Annotated in this window: 17 protein-coding genes; all 17 read left to right on the top strand. The window is 61.5% G+C overall.

Annotation, left to right across the window (positions count from 1 at the left end):
- Positions 1-15 precede the first annotated feature (15 nt).
- The 17 genes from tmk (at position 16) to AB4O16_RS08900 (ending at position 17,058) form a co-directional block, all read left to right on the top strand.
- Positions 16-648, top strand: coding sequence for a dTMP kinase (gene tmk, locus AB4O16_RS08980; protein WP_160387365.1), 633 nt, complete (start codon positions 16-18; stop codon positions 646-648).
- Entirely contained in the window at positions 641-1,627 is a 987-nt protein-coding gene (locus tag AB4O16_RS08975) for a DNA polymerase III subunit delta' (RefSeq protein WP_460157557.1), read from the top strand. The genes tmk and AB4O16_RS08975 overlap by 8 nt, the downstream gene beginning before the upstream one ends.
- Positions 1,628-1,692: 65 nt before the next feature.
- A complete protein-coding gene (locus AB4O16_RS08970) occupies positions 1,693-2,478 on the top strand; it encodes a TatD family hydrolase (RefSeq protein ID WP_160387369.1) in 786 nt (261 codons plus the stop codon).
- Positions 2,479-2,820: 342 nt separating this feature from the next.
- Positions 2,821-3,459: a TetR/AcrR family transcriptional regulator gene (locus AB4O16_RS08965; RefSeq protein WP_034149949.1), complete on the top strand. Its 639-nt coding sequence runs from the start codon at positions 2,821-2,823 to the stop codon at positions 3,457-3,459.
- 137 nt (positions 3,460-3,596) lie between these two features.
- The gene (locus AB4O16_RS08960; RefSeq protein WP_160387371.1) at positions 3,597-4,565 is read left to right on the top strand and encodes a GTP 3',8-cyclase MoaA; all 969 of its coding nucleotides are present in this window, start codon (positions 3,597-3,599) and stop codon (positions 4,563-4,565) included.
- Positions 4,566-4,690: 125 nt separating this feature from the next.
- Positions 4,691-5,299, top strand: coding sequence for a DUF4823 domain-containing protein (locus AB4O16_RS08955; protein WP_460157556.1), 609 nt, complete (start codon positions 4,691-4,693; stop codon positions 5,297-5,299).
- Between the two features lie 16 nt (positions 5,300-5,315).
- Entirely contained in the window at positions 5,316-5,876 is a 561-nt protein-coding gene (locus AB4O16_RS08950) for a DUF1285 domain-containing protein (RefSeq protein WP_460157555.1), read from the top strand.
- A gap of 189 nt (positions 5,877-6,065) precedes the next feature.
- A complete protein-coding gene (locus tag AB4O16_RS08945; protein ID WP_160387377.1) occupies positions 6,066-6,782 on the top strand; it encodes a FadR/GntR family transcriptional regulator in 717 nt (238 codons plus the stop codon).
- Positions 6,783-6,827: 45 nt separating this feature from the next.
- Complete coding sequence (locus tag AB4O16_RS08940; protein WP_460157554.1) at positions 6,828-7,703, top strand: SMP-30/gluconolactonase/LRE family protein; 876 nt, start codon at positions 6,828-6,830, stop codon at positions 7,701-7,703.
- 273 nt (positions 7,704-7,976) lie between these two features.
- Positions 7,977-8,795: an SDR family oxidoreductase gene (locus AB4O16_RS08935; RefSeq protein WP_160387380.1), complete on the top strand. Its 819-nt coding sequence runs from the start codon at positions 7,977-7,979 to the stop codon at positions 8,793-8,795.
- Between the two features lie 129 nt (positions 8,796-8,924).
- Positions 8,925-9,929, top strand: a complete 1,005-nt coding sequence (locus tag AB4O16_RS08930; protein WP_160387382.1) for a substrate-binding domain-containing protein — start codon at positions 8,925-8,927, stop codon at positions 9,927-9,929.
- Between the two features lie 65 nt (positions 9,930-9,994).
- Positions 9,995-11,533 (top strand): L-arabinose ABC transporter ATP-binding protein AraG, encoded by a 1,539-nt coding sequence (gene araG / locus AB4O16_RS08925; RefSeq protein WP_460157553.1) that lies wholly within the window; start codon positions 9,995-9,997, stop codon positions 11,531-11,533.
- A 12-nt stretch (positions 11,534-11,545) separates the two neighbouring features.
- Positions 11,546-12,514: an L-arabinose ABC transporter permease AraH gene (araH, locus tag AB4O16_RS08920; RefSeq protein WP_218427512.1), complete on the top strand. Its 969-nt coding sequence runs from the start codon at positions 11,546-11,548 to the stop codon at positions 12,512-12,514.
- A gap of 258 nt (positions 12,515-12,772) precedes the next feature.
- A complete protein-coding gene (locus AB4O16_RS08915; protein ID WP_160386711.1) occupies positions 12,773-13,486 on the top strand; it encodes a GntR family transcriptional regulator in 714 nt (237 codons plus the stop codon).
- Positions 13,483-14,481, top strand: a complete 999-nt coding sequence (locus AB4O16_RS08910; protein WP_460157552.1) for an ADP-ribosylglycohydrolase family protein — start codon at positions 13,483-13,485, stop codon at positions 14,479-14,481. Before AB4O16_RS08915 ends, AB4O16_RS08910 begins: the two co-directional genes overlap by 4 nt.
- 188 nt (positions 14,482-14,669) lie before the next feature.
- Positions 14,670-16,136, top strand: a complete 1,467-nt coding sequence (locus AB4O16_RS08905; protein ID WP_460157551.1) for a purine-cytosine permease family protein — start codon at positions 14,670-14,672, stop codon at positions 16,134-16,136.
- Complete coding sequence (locus tag AB4O16_RS08900; RefSeq protein ID WP_460157550.1) at positions 16,129-17,058, top strand: PfkB family carbohydrate kinase; 930 nt, start codon at positions 16,129-16,131, stop codon at positions 17,056-17,058. Before AB4O16_RS08905 ends, AB4O16_RS08900 begins: the two co-directional genes overlap by 8 nt.
- Positions 17,059-17,104: the final 46 nt, after the last annotated feature.

Here is a 17,104-nt window from a genome sequence, read left to right as displayed (position 1 = left end):
GACTAAGGACTGCCTGTGACTGGCTTGTTTATTACTCTGGAAGGCCCGGAAGGCGCCGGCAAGAGCACCAATCGCGAATACCTGGCCGAGCGCCTGCGCGCCGCCGGCATCGAGGTGGTGCTGACCCGTGAGCCGGGTGGCACGCCGTTGGCCGAGCGCATCCGTGAAGTGCTGTTGGCACCTGTCGACGAAGTCATGAATCCGGATACCGAGTTGCTGCTGGTGTTCGCGGCCCGTGCCCAGCACCTGGCCGAAGTGATTCGTCCGGCGCTGTCCCGGGGTGCCGTGGTCTTGTGTGATCGTTTCACCGATTCGACATACGCCTATCAGGGCGGTGGTCGCGGATTGTCGCTGGAGCGCATCGCGGCCCTGGAAACGTTCGTTCAAGGCGACCTGCGTCCGGACCTCACGCTGATTTTCGATCTGCCTGTCGAGGTGGGACTGGCCCGTGCCAGCGCTCGCGGTCGCCTGGATCGCTTCGAGCTCGAAGGCCGGACCTTTTTCGACGCCGTACGCAATGCCTTCCTCAAGCGGGCCGAGGCGGATCCGGCGCGTTACGTGCTGGTCGATGCCGCCCAACCCCTGGCACAGGTCCAGCGATCGCTGGATGCCTTGCTGCCGCGCCTGCTGGAGTTGAACCGTGGCTGAGGCCTATCCGTGGCAGGAAACCCTTTGGCAGCAGCTGGCGGGGCGCGCTCAGCATGCACACGCCTATCTGCTGCATGGCCCGGCCGGAATCGGCAAGCGCGCACTGGCCGAGCGCCTGATGGCGAGCTTGTTGTGCCAGCGCCCGACGGCACTGGAGGCGTGCGGCGAGTGCAAATCCTGTCTGCTGCTCAAGGCGGGCAGTCACCCGGACAACTACATCCTGGAGCCGGAAGAAGCCGACAAGGCGATCAAGGTCGATCAGGTCCGCGATCTGGTCGGTTTCGTGGTGCAGACCGCGCAGTTGGGCGGGCGCAAAGTGGTGCTGATCGAGCCGGTCGAGTCGATGAACATCAACGCCGCCAACGCCTTGCTCAAAAGCCTCGAAGAGCCGTCCGGCAATACCGTCCTGTTGCTGGTCAGCCATCAACCGAGCCGTTTGTTGCCCACCATCAAGAGCCGTTGTGTGCAGCAGGCCTGTCCGCTGCCGGGCGAGGCCATGAGCTTGAAGTGGCTGGCCCAGGCGTTGCCGGAGTGTTCCGAAGACGAGCGCGTCGAACTGCTGACGCTGGCCGCCGGTTCGCCACTGGCAGCGGTCAATCTCCAGGCCCAGGGCGTGCGTGAACAGCGTGCGCAAGTGGTCGAAGGGGTGAAAAAGCTGCTCAAGCAACAGCAGTCGCCGACGCAACTGGCCGAAGAGTGGAAAAACATTCCGATGTTGCGCCTGTTCGATTGGTTCTGCGATTGGTCGAGCCTGATCCTGCGCTATCAGTTGACCCAGGATGAAGCCGGCCTCGGCCTGCCCGACATGCGCAAGGTCGTGCAATACCTGGCGCAGAAAAGCGCCCAGGGCAAAGTCCTCGATATTCAGGACTGGATACTCGCCCAGCGCCAGAAAGTCCTGAGCAAGGCCAACCTCAACCCGGCCTTGCTGCTGGAGGCATTGCTGGTGCAGTGGGTGTCGTTGCCTGGCCAACGATGACTGTCAGCGCCTAGACTCCGAGTAACCCGACCGTCCCACCCATTCGATACAAGTTGCAGCCCTTTATGCTCGTAGATTCCCATTGTCACCTTGATCGCCTTGACCTGGCCGCCCACGACGGCTCCCTGGACGCTGCCCTGGATGCCGCCCGGCAGCGCGGGGTAGGGCACTTTCTGTGTATTGGCGTCAGCGCGGACAACGCGGCCGACGTCAAGGCCCTGGCCGACCGTTATGACGATGTCGACTGTTCGGTGGGCGTGCACCCGCTGGATGTGCAGCCGGGTGCCGCGCCAGCGCTGGACTGGCTGTTACAGGAGCTCAATCACCCGCGTGTGGTTGCCATCGGCGAAACCGGTCTCGATTATCACTACGAGCCGGAAGCTGCAGAGTTGCAGCAGGCGTCCTTTCGCCTGCACCTGCAAGCGGCGCAGCAGACCGGCAAGCCGGTGATCATCCACACCCGTGGGGCCCGCACCGATACCCTGGACTTGCTGCGTGAAGCGGCGCTGCCCCAGGCGGGCGTGCTGCACTGTTTTACCGAAGACTGGGAAATGGCCAAGGCTGCGCTGGACATGGGTTATTACATTTCCCTGTCCGGGATTGTCACTTTCCGCAATGCCGATGCGCTGCGCGATGTCGCCAGCAAGGTGCCGGCCGACCGCTTGCTGGTGGAAACCGACTCGCCGTACCTGGCGCCGATCCCCTATCGCGGCAAGCCAAACCTGCCGCAGTACGTGCGTGAAGTAGCGGAATTTCTGGCAATGTTGCGTGGTGAGCCCTACGAGCGGTTTGCCGAGCAGACCACGGAAAATTTCAAGCGGCTGTTCCCGCTGGCGCGCGTTAAAGGCTAAATCGCAGGCAAAAAAAACCCGGGTTCTGGGGGGTGAATCCGGGTTAAGACCATTAGGAGTAAAACAATGGCACGCGGTCCGTTGGTACCAATATCGGCGTAACACTTGGGGGAGATGTCCCGCCGACAGTTCAAGTATTGATCAGGATTGCGCCTCGTCCAGTTTGCCGACCCGGGTTTTTAAACAAATTTGGAATACGTGCGCTTCAGAAGAGTTCTCATCAACCGCAAATCGTGCGCGGAATGACCGGAAAGCGCAGATATGGTCGGATGATCCGTGCATTTTTGCGTAAGTTAGGCATAATACGCGGCTTCGAATTTTGACCCCGACAGACCTTTTCTTATGCATAAAGAACCTCGTAAGGTCCGTGAGTTTCGTCGCCGCGAGCAGGAAATTCTCGATACCGCGCTCAAGCTGTTCCTCGAACAAGGTGAAGACAGTGTCACCGTCGAGATGATTGCTGATGCCGTCGGTATCGGCAAAGGCACGATCTACAAGCACTTCAAATCCAAGGCGGAAATCTATCTGCGCCTGATGCTCGACTACGAGCGCGATTTGAACGAACTGCTGCATTCGGCCGATGTCGACAAGGACAAGGAAGCCCTGTCCCGTGCGTACTTCGAATTCCGCATGCGCGATCCGCAACGCTATCGCTTGTTCGACCGCCTCGAAGAGAAAGTGGTCAAGGGCAACCAGGTGCCGGAGATGATCGAGGAGCTGCACAAGATCCGCGCCTCGAACTTCGAACGCCTGACCCTGCTGATCAAGGGCCGGATCAGCGAAGGCAAGCTTGAAGACGTACCACCTTACTTCCACTACTGCGCATCCTGGGCGCTGGTGCACGGTGCCGTCGCGCTGTATCACTCGCCGTTCTGGAGCAATGTGCTGGAAGATCAGGAAGGTTTCTTCCAGTTCCTCATGGACATCGGCGTGCGCATGGGCAACAAGCGCAAGCGCGACACCGACACGCCCAGCAGCTGAGCCATTCAGTTGCCTTATTGCGCCATGATTTCGCTACTTGGCGCAGTGCCGCAGGAATATACTCAGGTAGAGGACTTGCTAAAACTTGATTTCTGAGTCAAGTTTTAGCGGCCCGATATTCTTCCGCCGGAGTGACCATGATCGTTGACCGTCAAGGCAGGCGTTTTCGCAACTTGCGAATCAGTCTGACCTCTGCCTGCAATTACGCCTGTACCTACTGCGTGCCCAACGGCAAGCGGCTGGTGGCTGCGCAGGATGAGTTGTCGGCCGAAGCCATGGCGCGCGGTGTGGCTTATCTGATTGAAGCGGCGGGGATCGAGCGTCTGCGCATTACCGGCGGCGAGCCGCTGGTCAGCCCGAAACTCGAAGCGTTCATGACGGCGGTCGGGAAGATGGGCCTGGAAGACATCAGCCTGACCACCAATGGCCAGTTGTTGGCGAAGAAACTGCCGTTGCTGGTGGACGCCGGCATCCGCCGTCTCAACGTCTCCCTCGATACCCTCGACGCCAGCGCGTTCCGCGGCATTGCCCGGGGCGGCGACCTGGCCACCGTGCTCGACGGCATGAACGAGGCCAGTGCGGCCGGCATGAAGATCAAGGTCAACATGGTGCCGCTGCGCGGGCAGAACCTCGATCAGGTGATGCCGTTGCTCGACTACTGCCTGGAGCGCGGCTATGAGCTGCGCTTCATCGAGCTGATGCGCATGGGCCACCTGGCCAACGATTCCAATGCCTTCCTGCAACAGTTCGTCAGCCTCCAGCAGTTGCTCAGCCTGATCGGCGAGCGCTACGAATACCTGCAAGCGGATGCTCCGGTGGATGCCACGGCCGTTCGCTACGAAATTCCCGGTCAGGGTCATTTCGGCGTGATCGCCAACGAAAGCGTGCCGTTCTGCCGGACCTGCTCGCGACTGCGTTTGTCCTCCACCGGGTGGCTGCATGGCTGCCTGTCGTCGAGCAATCGCCATTACATCGGCGACCTGTTGGACAAACCGCGCCATCAAGCCCTGCCGGCCTTGCAACGCCTTCTGGTGAAAGCCCTGGGTGACAAGCAGGAAGTGGCGTTCTCTGGTGGTGCGACTGTCATGAAGATCATTGGCGGCTGAACCGGCCTCATCGCGGGCAAGCCACGCTCCCACAAGGTTTTGCGTAAACCTCGACTTGAGCTGGCGCAAAAGCTGCATCCCACGGCCATTCGCCGGTTTTCCGACACCGGCCTCTGGAGGATAGGATGCGTAGCCTGGTTTTGCTGCTGGCCGTTTTGGCACTTGGTGGCTGCATGAACGTCAGCGATATGGCCGAAGGGACTCGTTACCATATGAGCGATGCCGGGTTGCTTGATCACAGCGATAGCCGTCGCGTAAACAACCTGCGCATCCAGCCGGACTCGTTCGTCTACATCGCCCAGGGCGCTTTCATGCCGCCGGGCAGCGCCGTTTACCCGCGACCCAACGTGATTGCCGAAGTCGCGTTCGATGGCTTCATCGAATACTTCCCGATGGTGCGCCGTGCCCGCACGCCGGAAGGCCTCGACCAGGCCATGGGCGAAGCCCGTGCCGCCGGTGCGCACTATCTGCTCTACACCCGGTTTGCCAAGTCGGACGACCGTATCGGCAACTCGGACGAGTGGCTGGATCAGGAAGCCCTGGATCGCCTCGGCGTGGACAGCGGTATGATTCAGATCATGTTGATCGAGACCAGCACCCAGTATTTGATTGATACTGCGACCATCAAGAGTCGTGGCGGTTTACTGACGTTCCACGATAAAAAACCCGAAGACCTGATGGGCCCGCCGCTGGAACAATATGCGCGCAGTCTGTTGGGGATCAGCAATCAGTAAAACCAAGGAGAACGCCATGAGTGGCCCGCAAAAAGCCAACGACCTGCTGGGGCAAATCCCCAAGACCAAAGGCTTGCCGCCGGTGCACCTGTGGAATCCCGATTTCTGCGGCGACATCGACATGCGCATCGCCCGCGACGGCACCTGGTATTACCTGGGCACGCCGATCGGGCGCAAGCCGATGGTCAAGCTGTTCTCCACCATCATTCGCCGCGATGGCGATGACTACTTCCTGATCACGCCAGTGGAAAAAGTCGGCATCAAGGTCGACGATGCGCCGTTCGTAGCGATTGCGGTGGACGTGGAGGGCGAGGGCGAAACGCAGGTGTTGCGCTTTACCACCAACGTCGACGAGACCACCGAGGCCGGTGCCGAGCACCCGATGCGCGTGGTCATTGACCCGGTAACCCAGGAGCCAGCGCCTTATGTGCATGTGCGCAGCAATCTTGAGGCGTTGATCCATCGCAACGTGTTCTACCAACTGGTGGAACTGGCGGTAAGCCGCGAGATCGACGGCCAGCGCTGGCTGGGTGTATGGAGCGGCGGCGAGTTTTTCACCATCGGTCTTGAACCCTGACACAAAACCCTGTGGGAGCGAGCTTGCTCGCGATGGCGGCGTGTCAGCGACATCAATGCTGACTGACATAGCGCTATCGCGAGCAAGCTCGCTCCCACAGTGGTTTGTGTGTACTCGGTAAATTCAAATTGACACCCAATCATATGATGATTAGCGTGGGCCTCCATTGCGAACGGCTTCGAGGTGTCCATGTCCAGCAGCTTTCATGCATCGACCGTCGACTGGCTGGGCTGCTGGCTCGCCACGGGGCAGGTCAAGCCGGGTGAGTCACTCAAGGTCGAAGCCGACCTCGGCGAACAACTTGGCGTGAGCCGCACGGTCATCCGTGAAGCGATCAAGACCCTGGCTGCCAAAGGCATGCTCGAAGTCGGTCCGAAAGTGGGCACGCGAGTATTGCCGGTGCGGCGCTGGAATCTCTTCGATCCACAAGTCGTCGGCTGGTTGTCGCGCAGCGGCTTGCCGGAAAACTTCGTCGACGATCTGCTCGACCTGCGCCGCACCATCGAGCCGATGGCCGTACGCTGGGCCTGTGAGCGCGCTACGGGCGAGCAGGTGGACGCGATCCTGCTGGCCTGCAACGCGCTGGAGCGGGCAGTGGACAGCGGCATCGACTACAACCGTGCCGATCAGCTCTTCCACGAGTGCATCCTCGCCGCCAGCCACAATCAATTCATCGAACAAATGGTGCCCGCTCTCGGCGCGTTGCTGGCGGTGGCTTTTGAAGTGTCTGCCGCCGACCCGGATGAACTGCGTCGTACCTTGCCGATTCACCGGGACCTGGCCGAGGCTATCGCAGCCCGCGATACCGCCCGCGGCGTCTGGGCGTGCATGACCCTGATCGATAACGCCGACCTGGCAATCAAGCGTTACTACCCGCAGGTCATGGCCGATAAAAAAGCCGGCTGACAACGAATATCCCCACATAAAAACAAGAACAATGCAGGAGGTTTCATGGCGTGGACTGCGGTGACCGAACATCGGGCGAAACTGGGCGAAGGGCCGTTCTGGGATGCACCGACCCAGGCCCTGTATTGGGTGGATATCGCCGGTAAACAAGCGTTGCGCCTGAGCGGCGCCAACGTGCAGATCTGGCAGATGCCGGAGCATGTGTCAGCCTTCATCCCCTGTGCCAGCGGCGATGCACTGGTGACGTTGAGCAGCGGCATCTATCGGCTCGATCTCGACTCTTCTGGCCTGGAACCGCGCCTGACATTGTTCTGCGTGGCCGATCCGCAACCGGGCAACCGCCCCAACGAAGCCCGCTGCGACGCCCAGGGCCGGCTCTGGCTCGGCACCATGCAAAACAACATCGGCGAACAGGGCGAAGACCTGCCCATCGTGCGCCGTTCGGGTGGACTGTTTCGCATCGACCACGCCGGGCGGGTTACGCCCTTGCTGCGCAACCTGGGCATTCCCAACACGCTGTTGTGGAGCGATGACGGCACCCGCGTGTATTTCGGCGACAGTCTCGACGGCACCTTGTATCGCCATTTCATCCGTACCGACGGTGCCCTCGATGCGCCGCAAGCCTGGTTCGGGCCGCATGGGCGTGGCGGCCCGGATGGTTCGGCGATGGATGCCGAGGGCTTTATCTGGAATGCCCGCTGGGACGGAAGCTGCCTGCTCAGGTTGAGCCCTGACGGCACGGTCGATCGGATCATCGAGCTGCCGATCAGTCGTCCCACCAGTTGCGTGTTCGGCGGGGCAGACCTGAAAACCCTGTACATCACCAGTGCGGCAAGTCCGCTGGGCCATCCGCTGGACGGGGCTGTGCTGTCGATTGCAGTGGATGTGTCTGGAAAGCTTTGCACGCGTTTTGCCGGCTAAAATCCCTAAATATGGGATGTAAATATATATATTGAGATTTGTCGTGGGCCGGGTTTATAGTCGGCCTCACCAAGTACATGCACTCACACTAAAAAAACAAAACAGGTGAAGTGATGCAGCGAAGTTCCTCCATGCTCCCTTGCGGAGACAGTGCCTCAAACCGTTTCCAGGCTGAAACGTTTTCGCACTCACCTGTTTCTTCTTCAGCGCCTTTTGACCGGACATCGATAGATGCCCGGTTTTCGTCGTGTTTTCGAACAGGAGTCTTTTTTCATGACTGAACCACTGTCATTGCCACCGGTGCCTGAGCCCCCGAAGGGCGAGCGCCTGAAAAACAAGGTCGTGTTGCTGACCGGTGCCGCCCAGGGAATTGGCGAAGCGATTGTGGCGACCTTCGCTTCCCAGCAGGCCAGGTTGATCATCAGCGATATTCAGGCCGAGAAAGTCGAGAAAGTCGCAGCGCACTGGCGAGACAAAGGCGCCGATGTGGTGGCGATCAAGGCCGATGTGTCGTGTCAGCAGGATCTGCAGGCGATGGCCCGGCTGGCGGTCGAGCGTCACGGCCGGATCGACGTGCTGGTCAACTGCGCCGGGGTCAACGTGTTCCGTGACCCGCTGGAAATGACCGAGGACGACTGGCGTCGCTGCTTTGCCATCGACCTGGACGGTGCCTGGTACGGCTGCAAGGCCGTACTGCCGCAGATGATCGAGCAGGGCATCGGCAGCATCATCAACATTGCCTCCACCCATTCCTCCCACATCATTCCGGGCTGCTTCCCGTACCCGGTGGCCAAGCATGGGCTGCTTGGCCTGACCCGCGCGCTGGGCATCGAATATGCGGCCAAGGGCATCCGCGTCAATGCGATCGCGCCGGGCTACATCGAAACCCAGATCAACATCGATTACTGGAACGGTTTCGCCGACCCCCATGCCGAGCGCCAGCGCGCGTTTGACCTGCATCCACCGAAGCGCATCGGCCAGCCGATCGAAGTGGCGATGACCGCCGTGTTCCTGGCCAGCGATGAAGCGCCGTTCATCAATGCCTCGTGCATCACCGTCGATGGCGGGCGCTCGGTGATGTACCACGACTGAGTGACCGGGCTTTCAGGTGAATTGCTACGTCTGAAATTCAATCATCATACGATATGACTATTCGTCGCCCGTTGGTTAATAAAGAACGCTTTCAAAGAACGCTCAAGAAAAATAACAAGGAGTCAGCTTATGAATCGTCGTCATGCCATCCGTTCCCTGTGCTGTGCCGCGTTGGCGGTCTCGGCGGTCAGCCTGAGCAGCACGCTGCTGGCGGCCGAGGAAGTGAAAATCGGTTTCCTCGTCAAGCAAGCGGAAGAGCCCTGGTTCCAGACCGAATGGGCCTTTGCCGAAAAGGCCGGAAAAGAAAAGGGCTTCACCCTGATCAAGATCGCCGTGCCCGATGGTGAGAAAACCCTTTCTGCCATCGACAGCCTTGCGGCCAACGGCGCCAAAGGCTTCGTGATCTGCCCGCCGGACGTGTCCCTGGGACCTGCGATCATGGCCAAGGCCAAGCTCAACGGGCTGAAAGTGATTGCGGTCGATGACCGTTTCGTCGATGCCAGCGGCAAGTTCATGGAAGACGTGCCGTACCTGGGCATGGCCGCGTTCGAAGTTGGCCAGAAGCAGGGCACCGCCATGGCGACCGAAGCGAAGAAACGCGGCTGGGACTGGAAAGACACCTATGCGGTGATCAACACCTATAACGAACTCGACACCGGCAAGAAACGCACAGACGGTTCGGTGAAAGCGCTGGAAGATGCCGGCATGCCGAAAGACCACATCCTGTTCTCGGCCCTCAAGACCCTCGACGTGCCGGGCAGCATGGACGCCACCAACTCGGCCCTGGTGAAACTGCCGAGTGCGGCGAAGAACCTGATCATCGGCGGCATGAACGACAACACCGTGCTCGGCGGGGTGCGCGCCACCGAGAGCGCCGGTTTCGCTGCGGCCAACGTGATCGGCATCGGCATCAACGGTACCGACGCCATCGGCGAGCTGAAGAAACCCGACAGCGGCTTCTACGGCTCGATGCTGCCGAGCCCGCACATCGAGGGCTACAACACTGCGAGCATGATGTACGAGTGGGTCACCACCGGCAAAGAACCCGCAAAATACACCGCCATGGACGACGTCACGCTGATCACCCGCGACAACTTCAAGCAGGAGCTGGAAAAGATCGGCCTGTGGAACTGACGGCCGTCTGATTTCAACGGCGGCCTCGGCGACGGGGCTGCCTGACCGGTTTGAAGAGGTGGGTTATGCACGCGCAATCAAACACACAACAACACAACGGCAGCTTGCGCTTCAACGGGATCGGCAAGACCTTTCCCGGGGTGAAGGCGCTGGACAACATCAGCTTCGTCGCGCATCCGGGTCAGGTTCATGCCCTGATGGGCGAGAACGGCGCCGGCAAGTCGACACTGCTGAAAATCCTCGGCGGGGCCTACATTCCCAGCAGCGGTGACTTGCAGATCGGCGAGCGGACGATGGACTTCAAGTCCACCGCCGACAGCATCGGCAGTGGCGTCGCGGTGATCCACCAGGAGCTGCATCTGGTGCCGGAGATGACCGTGGCGGAGAACCTGTTTCTCGGGCATCTGCCGGCCAATTTCGGCCTGATCAATCGCGGCACCTTGCGTCAGCAGGCACTGGCCTGTCTCAAGGGCCTGGCCGATGAAATCGATCCGCAGGAGAAAGTCGGGCGCCTGTCCCTGGGGCAACGGCAGTTGGTGGAAATCGCCAAGGCGCTGTCCCGTGGCGCCCATGTGATTGCCTTCGATGAGCCCACCAGCAGCCTTTCGGCACGGGAGATCGAGCGCTTGATGGCGATCATCGGGCGGCTGCGGGACGAGGGCAAAGTGGTGCTCTATGTCTCTCATCGCATGGAGGAGGTGTTCCGCATCTGCAACGCGGTGACGGTGTTCAAGGACGGGCGATACGTGCGCACGTTCGATGACATGAGCCAACTGACCCACGATCAACTGGTCACCTGCATGGTCGGTCGCGACATCCAGGACATCTACGATTACCGCCCGCGCCAGCGCGGCGCGGTGGCACTCAAGGTCGACGGTTTGCTCGGGCCCGGCTTGCGCGAACCGGTGAGTTTCCAGGTGCACAAAGGCGAAATCCTCGGGTTGTTCGGGCTGGTCGGTGCCGGCCGCACCGAGCTGCTGCGCCTGCTCAGCGGCCTGGCGCGCAACAGCGCCGGGCGCCTGGAGCTGCGTGGCCATGAACTGAAACTGCGTTCTCCCCGGGACGCAATTGCCGCCGGCGTCCTGTTGTGCCCCGAGGACCGCAAGAAGGAGGGCATCCTGCCGCTGGCCAGCGTCGCCGAGAACATCAACATCAGCGCACGCGGCGCCCATTCCACCTTCGGCTGCCTGTTGCGTGGCCTGTGGGAAAAGGACAACGCCGCGCAGCAGATCAAGGCGCTCAAGGTGAAAACGCCACACGCCGGGCAGCCGATCAAGTTTCTTTCCGGCGGCAATCAGCAGAAGGCCATTCTCGGCCGCTGGCTGTCGATGCCGATGAAAGTGCTGCTGCTCGACGAGCCCACCCGCGGCATCGACATCGGTGCCAAGGCCGAGATCTACCAGATCATCCATAACCTGGCCGCCGAGGGGATCGCGGTGATTGTGGTGTCCAGCGACTTGATGGAAGTCATGGGCATTTCCGACCGCATCCTGGTGCTGTGCGAAGGCGCCCTGCGTGGCGAGCTGAGCCGCGAACAGGCCAATGAATCCAACCTGCTGCAACTGGCTTTGCCGCGCCAACGCGCCGACGGCGTGGCGAACTGAGAGGTGACTATGATGACAACCCAAAACAACACCCTGCCAACCACGCGCAAACCGCTGGATATGCGGCGTTTTCTCGATGACTGGGTAATGCTGCTGGCGGCGGTCGGCATCTTTGTCGCCTGCACCTTGCTGATCGACAACTTCCTTTCACCGCTGAACATGCGTGGCCTGGGCCTGGCGATTTCCACCACCGGCATTGCTGCCTGCACCATGTTGTATTGCCTGGCGTCCGGGCATTTCGACTTGTCGGTGGGCTCGGTGATCGCCTGTGCCGGGGTGGTCGCGGCGGTGGTGATGCGTGACACCGACAGCGTGTTTCTCGGAGTCTGTGCGGCGCTGGTGATGGGGCTGATCGTCGGGCTGATCAACGGCATCGTGATTGCCAAGTTGCGGGTCAACGCGTTGATCACCACGTTGGCGACCATGCAGATCGTGCGTGGCCTGGCCTACATTTTCGCCAACGGCAAGGCGGTGGGGGTGTCGCAGGAATCGTTCTTCGTCTTCGGCAACGGCCAGTTGTTTGGCGTACCGGTACCGATCCTGATCACCATCGTATGCTTTCTGTTCTTCGGCTGGCTGCTGAACTACACCACCTACGGGCGCAACACCATGGCCATCGGCGGCAACCAGGAAGCGGCGTTGCTGGCGGGGGTGAATGTCGACCGGACCAAGATCATCATCTTCGCCGTGCACGGAGTGATCGGTGCGCTGGCCGGGGTGATCCTGGCCTCGCGCATGACCTCGGGCCAGCCAATGATCGGCCAGGGTTTCGAACTGACCGTGATCTCGGCTTGCGTACTGGGCGGGGTCTCGTTGAGTGGCGGGATCGGCATGATCCGGCACGTGATCGCCGGGGTGCTGATACTGGCGATCATCGAGAATGCGATGAACCTGAAGAACATCGATACGTTTTATCAGTATGTGATTCGCGGTTCGATTCTGTTGTTGGCGGTGGTCATCGACCGACTCAAACAGCGCTGACACCCCCATTACCTGTGGGAGCGAGCCTGCTCGCGAAGGCGTTGGCACATCCAGCATCAATGTGTCAGAAACACCGCTTTCGCGAGCAGGCTCGCTCCCACAGGTACACAATGTGAACCCTGAGGCTTGCACTGACTCTGTGGGAGCGGGCTTGCCCGCGATTGACCGCGCAGCGGTCACTGCTTGCAGACACTCCTTCCGTCACCTCCCCGAAATATTTCTTGCTCGTTTCAGCCTGTTTCGGTTATCACTTTGTACATGATTAGACAGGTACGATTTGACAAGAAACAACGGGTGGTCGACGAACTCATCCGGCGCATCGAAAGCGGCCTCTTGGAGGACGGCTTTCAACTGCCGGGTGAGCATCAGTTGGCTCAGGAATTCAAGGTCAGCCGAGGCACTTTGCGTGAGGCCCTGGCCGAATTGAAACGGCGCAACTACATCGCGACGCAGAGCGGGGTGGGTTCCATCGTCACCTTTGACGGCGTGGTGCTCGACCAGCGCAGCGGCTGGGCGCAGGCGTTGGCGGACAGCGGGGCGCTGGTCAATACCGAAGTGTTGCGGCTTGAGGCGGTCACCCGCCCTGATCTGCTGTCGCGTTTCGGCACCGACCAGTTCATCACCCTCGACCGTCGTCGCCGTTCCAACGACGGCACGCTGGTCTCCCTCGAACGCTCACTGATGCCCGCCTGCGGAGGCCTGGAAAGCCTGCCGCGGGTCGGTCTGATCGACAACTCCCTGACCATCACCCTGGCCGCTTATGGCTACATCGGCGACCACGGCGATCAGTGGATCGGTGCCGAACCCCTGAGCGCCGAAGACGCCGAACTGCTGGGCCGCCCGGTCGGCACGGTGTTCCTCAAGGCCTTGCGCACCACCTACGACCGGCAGAACCGTTTCATGGAACAGGTCGAAAGCCTGCTCGATCCCGTGCACTTCCGTCTGCACCTGCAATTTGGAAATTCGAAATGACTGCGCTCAATCGTGCCCTGGGCGCGTTCTATGGCCTGGCCCTGGGCGATGCACTGGGCATGCCGACCCAATCCCTGAGCCGCGCACAGATCCAGGCGCGCTTCGGTGAAATCACCAGCCTCGAAGACGCCGGCCCCGATCAGCCGATTGCCGCCAACATGCCCAAGGGCTCGATCACCGACGATACCGAACAGGCGATCCTGGTCGGCCAGTTGTTGATTGATGGCGAGGGCAAGATCGAAGTGTCGGTGCTCGCACAGCGTTTGATCGAATGGGAGGCGGTGATGCAGGCCAAGGGCTCGCAGGATTTGCTTGGCCCTTCGACCAAACGCGCCATCGAGATGATCCTTGCCGGTCATTCGCCGGAGGAGGCGGGGCGCTACGGCACCACCAACGGCGCGGCGATGCGCATTACGCCTGTGGGGATCGCGGCGAATGTCGCCGATCCGCAGCGATTCATTGAAGCGGTCGTGCAGGCTTGCCAGGTCACTCATAACACCACGTTGGGGATCTCCAGCGCGGCGGCGGTGGCGGCGGTGGTGTCTGCCGGCATCAACGGCATGGACCTGGGCGAGGCCTTGAACCTCGGCCAGCAAATCGCCCAGCAAGCCGAAAGTCATGGTCACTGGGTGGCCGGTGGACGGATTGCCTCGCGCATCAGTTGGGCGCGCAGCATCAGCGTCGACAGTGACAACGGGCTGCTCGCCGATGTGCTGTACGACGTGATCGGCACCTCCGTGGCTTCCCAGGAGTCGGTGGTGGTGTCGTTCGCCTTGGCCCAGCAAGTGGCCATCGGTGAAATGAGCGCCTTCGATGCACTGTGCATGGCCGCCAGCCTGGGCGGCGACACGGACACCATCGCGGCGATTCTGGGCGCGATGCTCGGGGCCTGCCTGGGTCTTGAGAGCTGGCCTGTGGAGATGATCGACAAGGTCAAGGTGGTCAATGATCTGGAGCTGGAGCCATTGGTGACCGGGCTGCTGGCTTTGCGTTGACTGGACGGGCCCCATCGCGGGCAAGCCCGCTCCCACAGGGATAGTAGATACCTTGAGGTACACACATACCTGTGGGAGCGGGCTTGCCCGCGATGGGCGCGCCACCGACTTGACTTGATAACCCCGCAATGGATCGCCAATTCCGCAATTGCCCACAACCACAACAAATGGCAACAGGAGCATTTTTCATGAGTTCAACCAACGCCGGGCAAAGCGCCGGGCAACTGGAAACCCGCGGCATCGAACCGGTGCCGGAATCCGAGTGCAACGGGCATCCGCTGCAACTGTTCTGGGTGTGGTTCGCCGCCAATATTTCCATCCTCGGCCTGCCGTTGGGCGCGACCCTGGTGGCCTTTCGCGGGTTGGCGATCTGGCAGGCGATCATCGTCGCGATCCTCGGTGCCGCCGGCTCCTTCGCGGTGGTCGGGATCATCTCCATCGCCGGCCGTCGAGGCCGTGCGCCGAGCCTGACCCTGTCGCGAGCGATCTTCGGTGTGCGCGGCAACATCGGCCCGACGCTGGTCTCGCTGATGTCGCGCCTGGGCTGGGAAACCGTCAACACCACCACCGCTGCGTTCGTGCTGCTGTCGCTGTGCTCGATCCTGTTCGGCTCGCCGGTGGAAGCCAAGAGCGCACCGGTGCTGACCCTGGTGTTCATCGCGATTTTCGTGCTGTTGACCTTGTCGGTGTCCGGCCTCGGCCATGCGACCTTGCTGGTGATTCAGAAGTGGGCGACCTATGTGTTCGGCGCGCTGAACATACTGGTCGGTGGTTTCCTCTGCGCGACCATCGACTGGAGCGCGGTGTTCAACGCCACGCCCGCGCCGCTCAGCGCGATGATCATCGGCGTCGGCACCATGGCCGCCGGCACCGGCATCGGTTGGGCCAATGCCGGCGCGGACATGTCGCGCTACCAGCACCGCAGCGTCAAGGCCGTGCGCCTGGTGGCGTCGGCGGCGTTCGGTGCGGGGATTCCGCTGGTGCTGCTGATCACCCTCGGCGGCTTGCTGTCGGTGGGCAACAACGACCTGGCGCAAGCCACTGACCCGATCATCGCGATCCGCGACATGCTGCCGACCTGGATGGCGGTGCCGTACCTGATCACTGCCTTCGGCGGCCTGCTGTTGTCGAACAACCTGTCGGTGTACTCCGCCGGCCTGACCACGCTGACCCTGGGCCTGAAGGTCAAGCGCGTGTATGCGGTGGTGGTCGACATCGTGGCGATCTTCGCAGGTTCAATCTACTTCATGCTGATCGCCGACAGTTTCTACGGCCCGTTCATTACCTTCATTTCCCTGCTGGCCGTACCGATCACGGCGTGGGTCGGGATCTTTGTGGTCGACCTGATCCATCGTCACTACTACAGCCCCAAGGACCTGCTGAACGTCAGCCCGAGCAGTGCCTACTGGTATCGCGGCGGCATCGAGTGGCGTGCGTTCGGCGCATGGGCGATCGCCATCGTGCTGGGCTTCAGTTTCACCACCATCGGCACCACCGCGGAAAATGTCTGGTTCAAGGGCTTGTTGTCCGACTCATGGCTGGGCCACAACGGTCTTGGCTGGATCGTGACCTTCGTCGTGGCAGGCGGGATCTACTTCGTACTGGGCGGGGCCAGGGATCGCCGCGCCGCCGCAATCGAGAATGCTCATGCCTAGAATGCTGCACACCGGCCAGGTCATCATCGACCTGGTCATGGCCGTGGACACACTGCCCGAAGCGGGCGGCGACGTGCTGGCGCAGTCCGCCAGTTTCGAGGCCGGCGGCGGTTTCAATGTGATGGCCGCGGCACAGCGCAATGGCTTGCCGGTGGTCTACCTGGGCCGCCACGGTAGCGGACGCTTCGGTGACCTGGCCCGTGAGGCGATGACTGCCGAAGGCATCCGCATCGGCATTACCGATCGCGCCGAACGCGACACCGGGCTGTGCGTGGCAATCACCGACGTTTCGGCCGAACGCAGTTTCGTGTCTTACATCGGTGCCGAAGGCGAGTTGAGCGCCGAAGATCTGGCGAGTGTGCCGGCCGAGGCGGGCGACTACGTGTACGTCAGCGGCTACAGCCTGCTGCACGTAGGCAAGGCGCAAGCGCTGGTGGATTGGGTGCTGGCGCTGTCGGATGGCGTCAATCTGGTGTTCGATCCGGGCCCGCTGGTGGATTCGCCGGACGCGCCGATGATGCAAGCCTTGCTCGCGCGCATCGATGTGTGGACCAGCAATGCCGTGGAGGCGCTGAAGTTTACCGGCGCGGCGGACATCGCCCAGGCGCTGGATTGCCTGGCAGGGCACCTGTCGGCCAAGGCACTGATGGTCGTGCGCGACGGGCCCGCAGGGTGCTGGATCAGCCATGGCGCAGAGCGTCGGCATGTGCCGGGGTTCAAGGTCGACGCGGTGGACAGCAATGGCGCCGGCGATGCCCATGCCGGTGTGTTTGTGGCCGGGCTGGCGCAAGGTTTGTCGGCATTCGAGGCGGCACGGCGGGCCAATGCAGCGGCGGCGCTGGCGGTCACCCGTTGGGGGCCGGCGACTTCGCCGGGGACGGCTGAAGTGGATGAGTTGATCCGCAGGACTTTCAGCGACTGAGCTGCCGCCATCGCGGGCAAACCCGCTCCCACAATGGACAAGTAAC

The organism is Pseudomonas sp. S2_H10 (genome assembly GCF_054668285.1).
The sequence above is the reverse complement of the archived record's forward strand: the minus strand, read 5'-3'. Positions and strand labels throughout refer to the sequence as shown.

Bases quoted from the DNA above. Each gene is read 5' to 3' on its own strand.
- AB4O16_RS08970 (WP_160387369.1), top strand. From the start codon at position 1,693: ATGCTCGTAGATTCCCATTGTCACCTTGATCGCCTTGACCTGGCCGCC.
- AB4O16_RS08965 (WP_034149949.1), top strand. From the start codon at position 2,821: ATGCATAAAGAACCTCGTAAGGTCCGTGAGTTTCGTCGCCGCGAGCAG.
- AB4O16_RS08960 (WP_160387371.1), top strand. From the start codon at position 3,597: ATGATCGTTGACCGTCAAGGCAGGCGTTTTCGCAACTTGCGAATCAGT.
- AB4O16_RS08955 (WP_460157556.1), top strand. From the start codon at position 4,691: ATGCGTAGCCTGGTTTTGCTGCTGGCCGTTTTGGCACTTGGTGGCTGC.
- AB4O16_RS08950 (WP_460157555.1), top strand. From the start codon at position 5,316: ATGAGTGGCCCGCAAAAAGCCAACGACCTGCTGGGGCAAATCCCCAAG.
- AB4O16_RS08945 (WP_160387377.1), top strand. From the start codon at position 6,066: ATGTCCAGCAGCTTTCATGCATCGACCGTCGACTGGCTGGGCTGCTGG.
- AB4O16_RS08940 (WP_460157554.1), top strand. From the start codon at position 6,828: ATGGCGTGGACTGCGGTGACCGAACATCGGGCGAAACTGGGCGAAGGG.
- AB4O16_RS08935 (WP_160387380.1), top strand. From the start codon at position 7,977: ATGACTGAACCACTGTCATTGCCACCGGTGCCTGAGCCCCCGAAGGGC.
- AB4O16_RS08930 (WP_160387382.1), top strand. From the start codon at position 8,925: ATGAATCGTCGTCATGCCATCCGTTCCCTGTGCTGTGCCGCGTTGGCG.
- araG (WP_460157553.1), top strand. From the start codon at position 9,995: ATGCACGCGCAATCAAACACACAACAACACAACGGCAGCTTGCGCTTC.
- araH (WP_218427512.1), top strand. From the start codon at position 11,546: ATGACAACCCAAAACAACACCCTGCCAACCACGCGCAAACCGCTGGAT.
- AB4O16_RS08915 (WP_160386711.1), top strand. From the start codon at position 12,773: ATGATTAGACAGGTACGATTTGACAAGAAACAACGGGTGGTCGACGAA.
- AB4O16_RS08910 (WP_460157552.1), top strand. From the start codon at position 13,483: ATGACTGCGCTCAATCGTGCCCTGGGCGCGTTCTATGGCCTGGCCCTG.
- AB4O16_RS08905 (WP_460157551.1), top strand. From the start codon at position 14,670: ATGAGTTCAACCAACGCCGGGCAAAGCGCCGGGCAACTGGAAACCCGC.
- AB4O16_RS08900 (WP_460157550.1), top strand. From the start codon at position 16,129: ATGCCTAGAATGCTGCACACCGGCCAGGTCATCATCGACCTGGTCATG.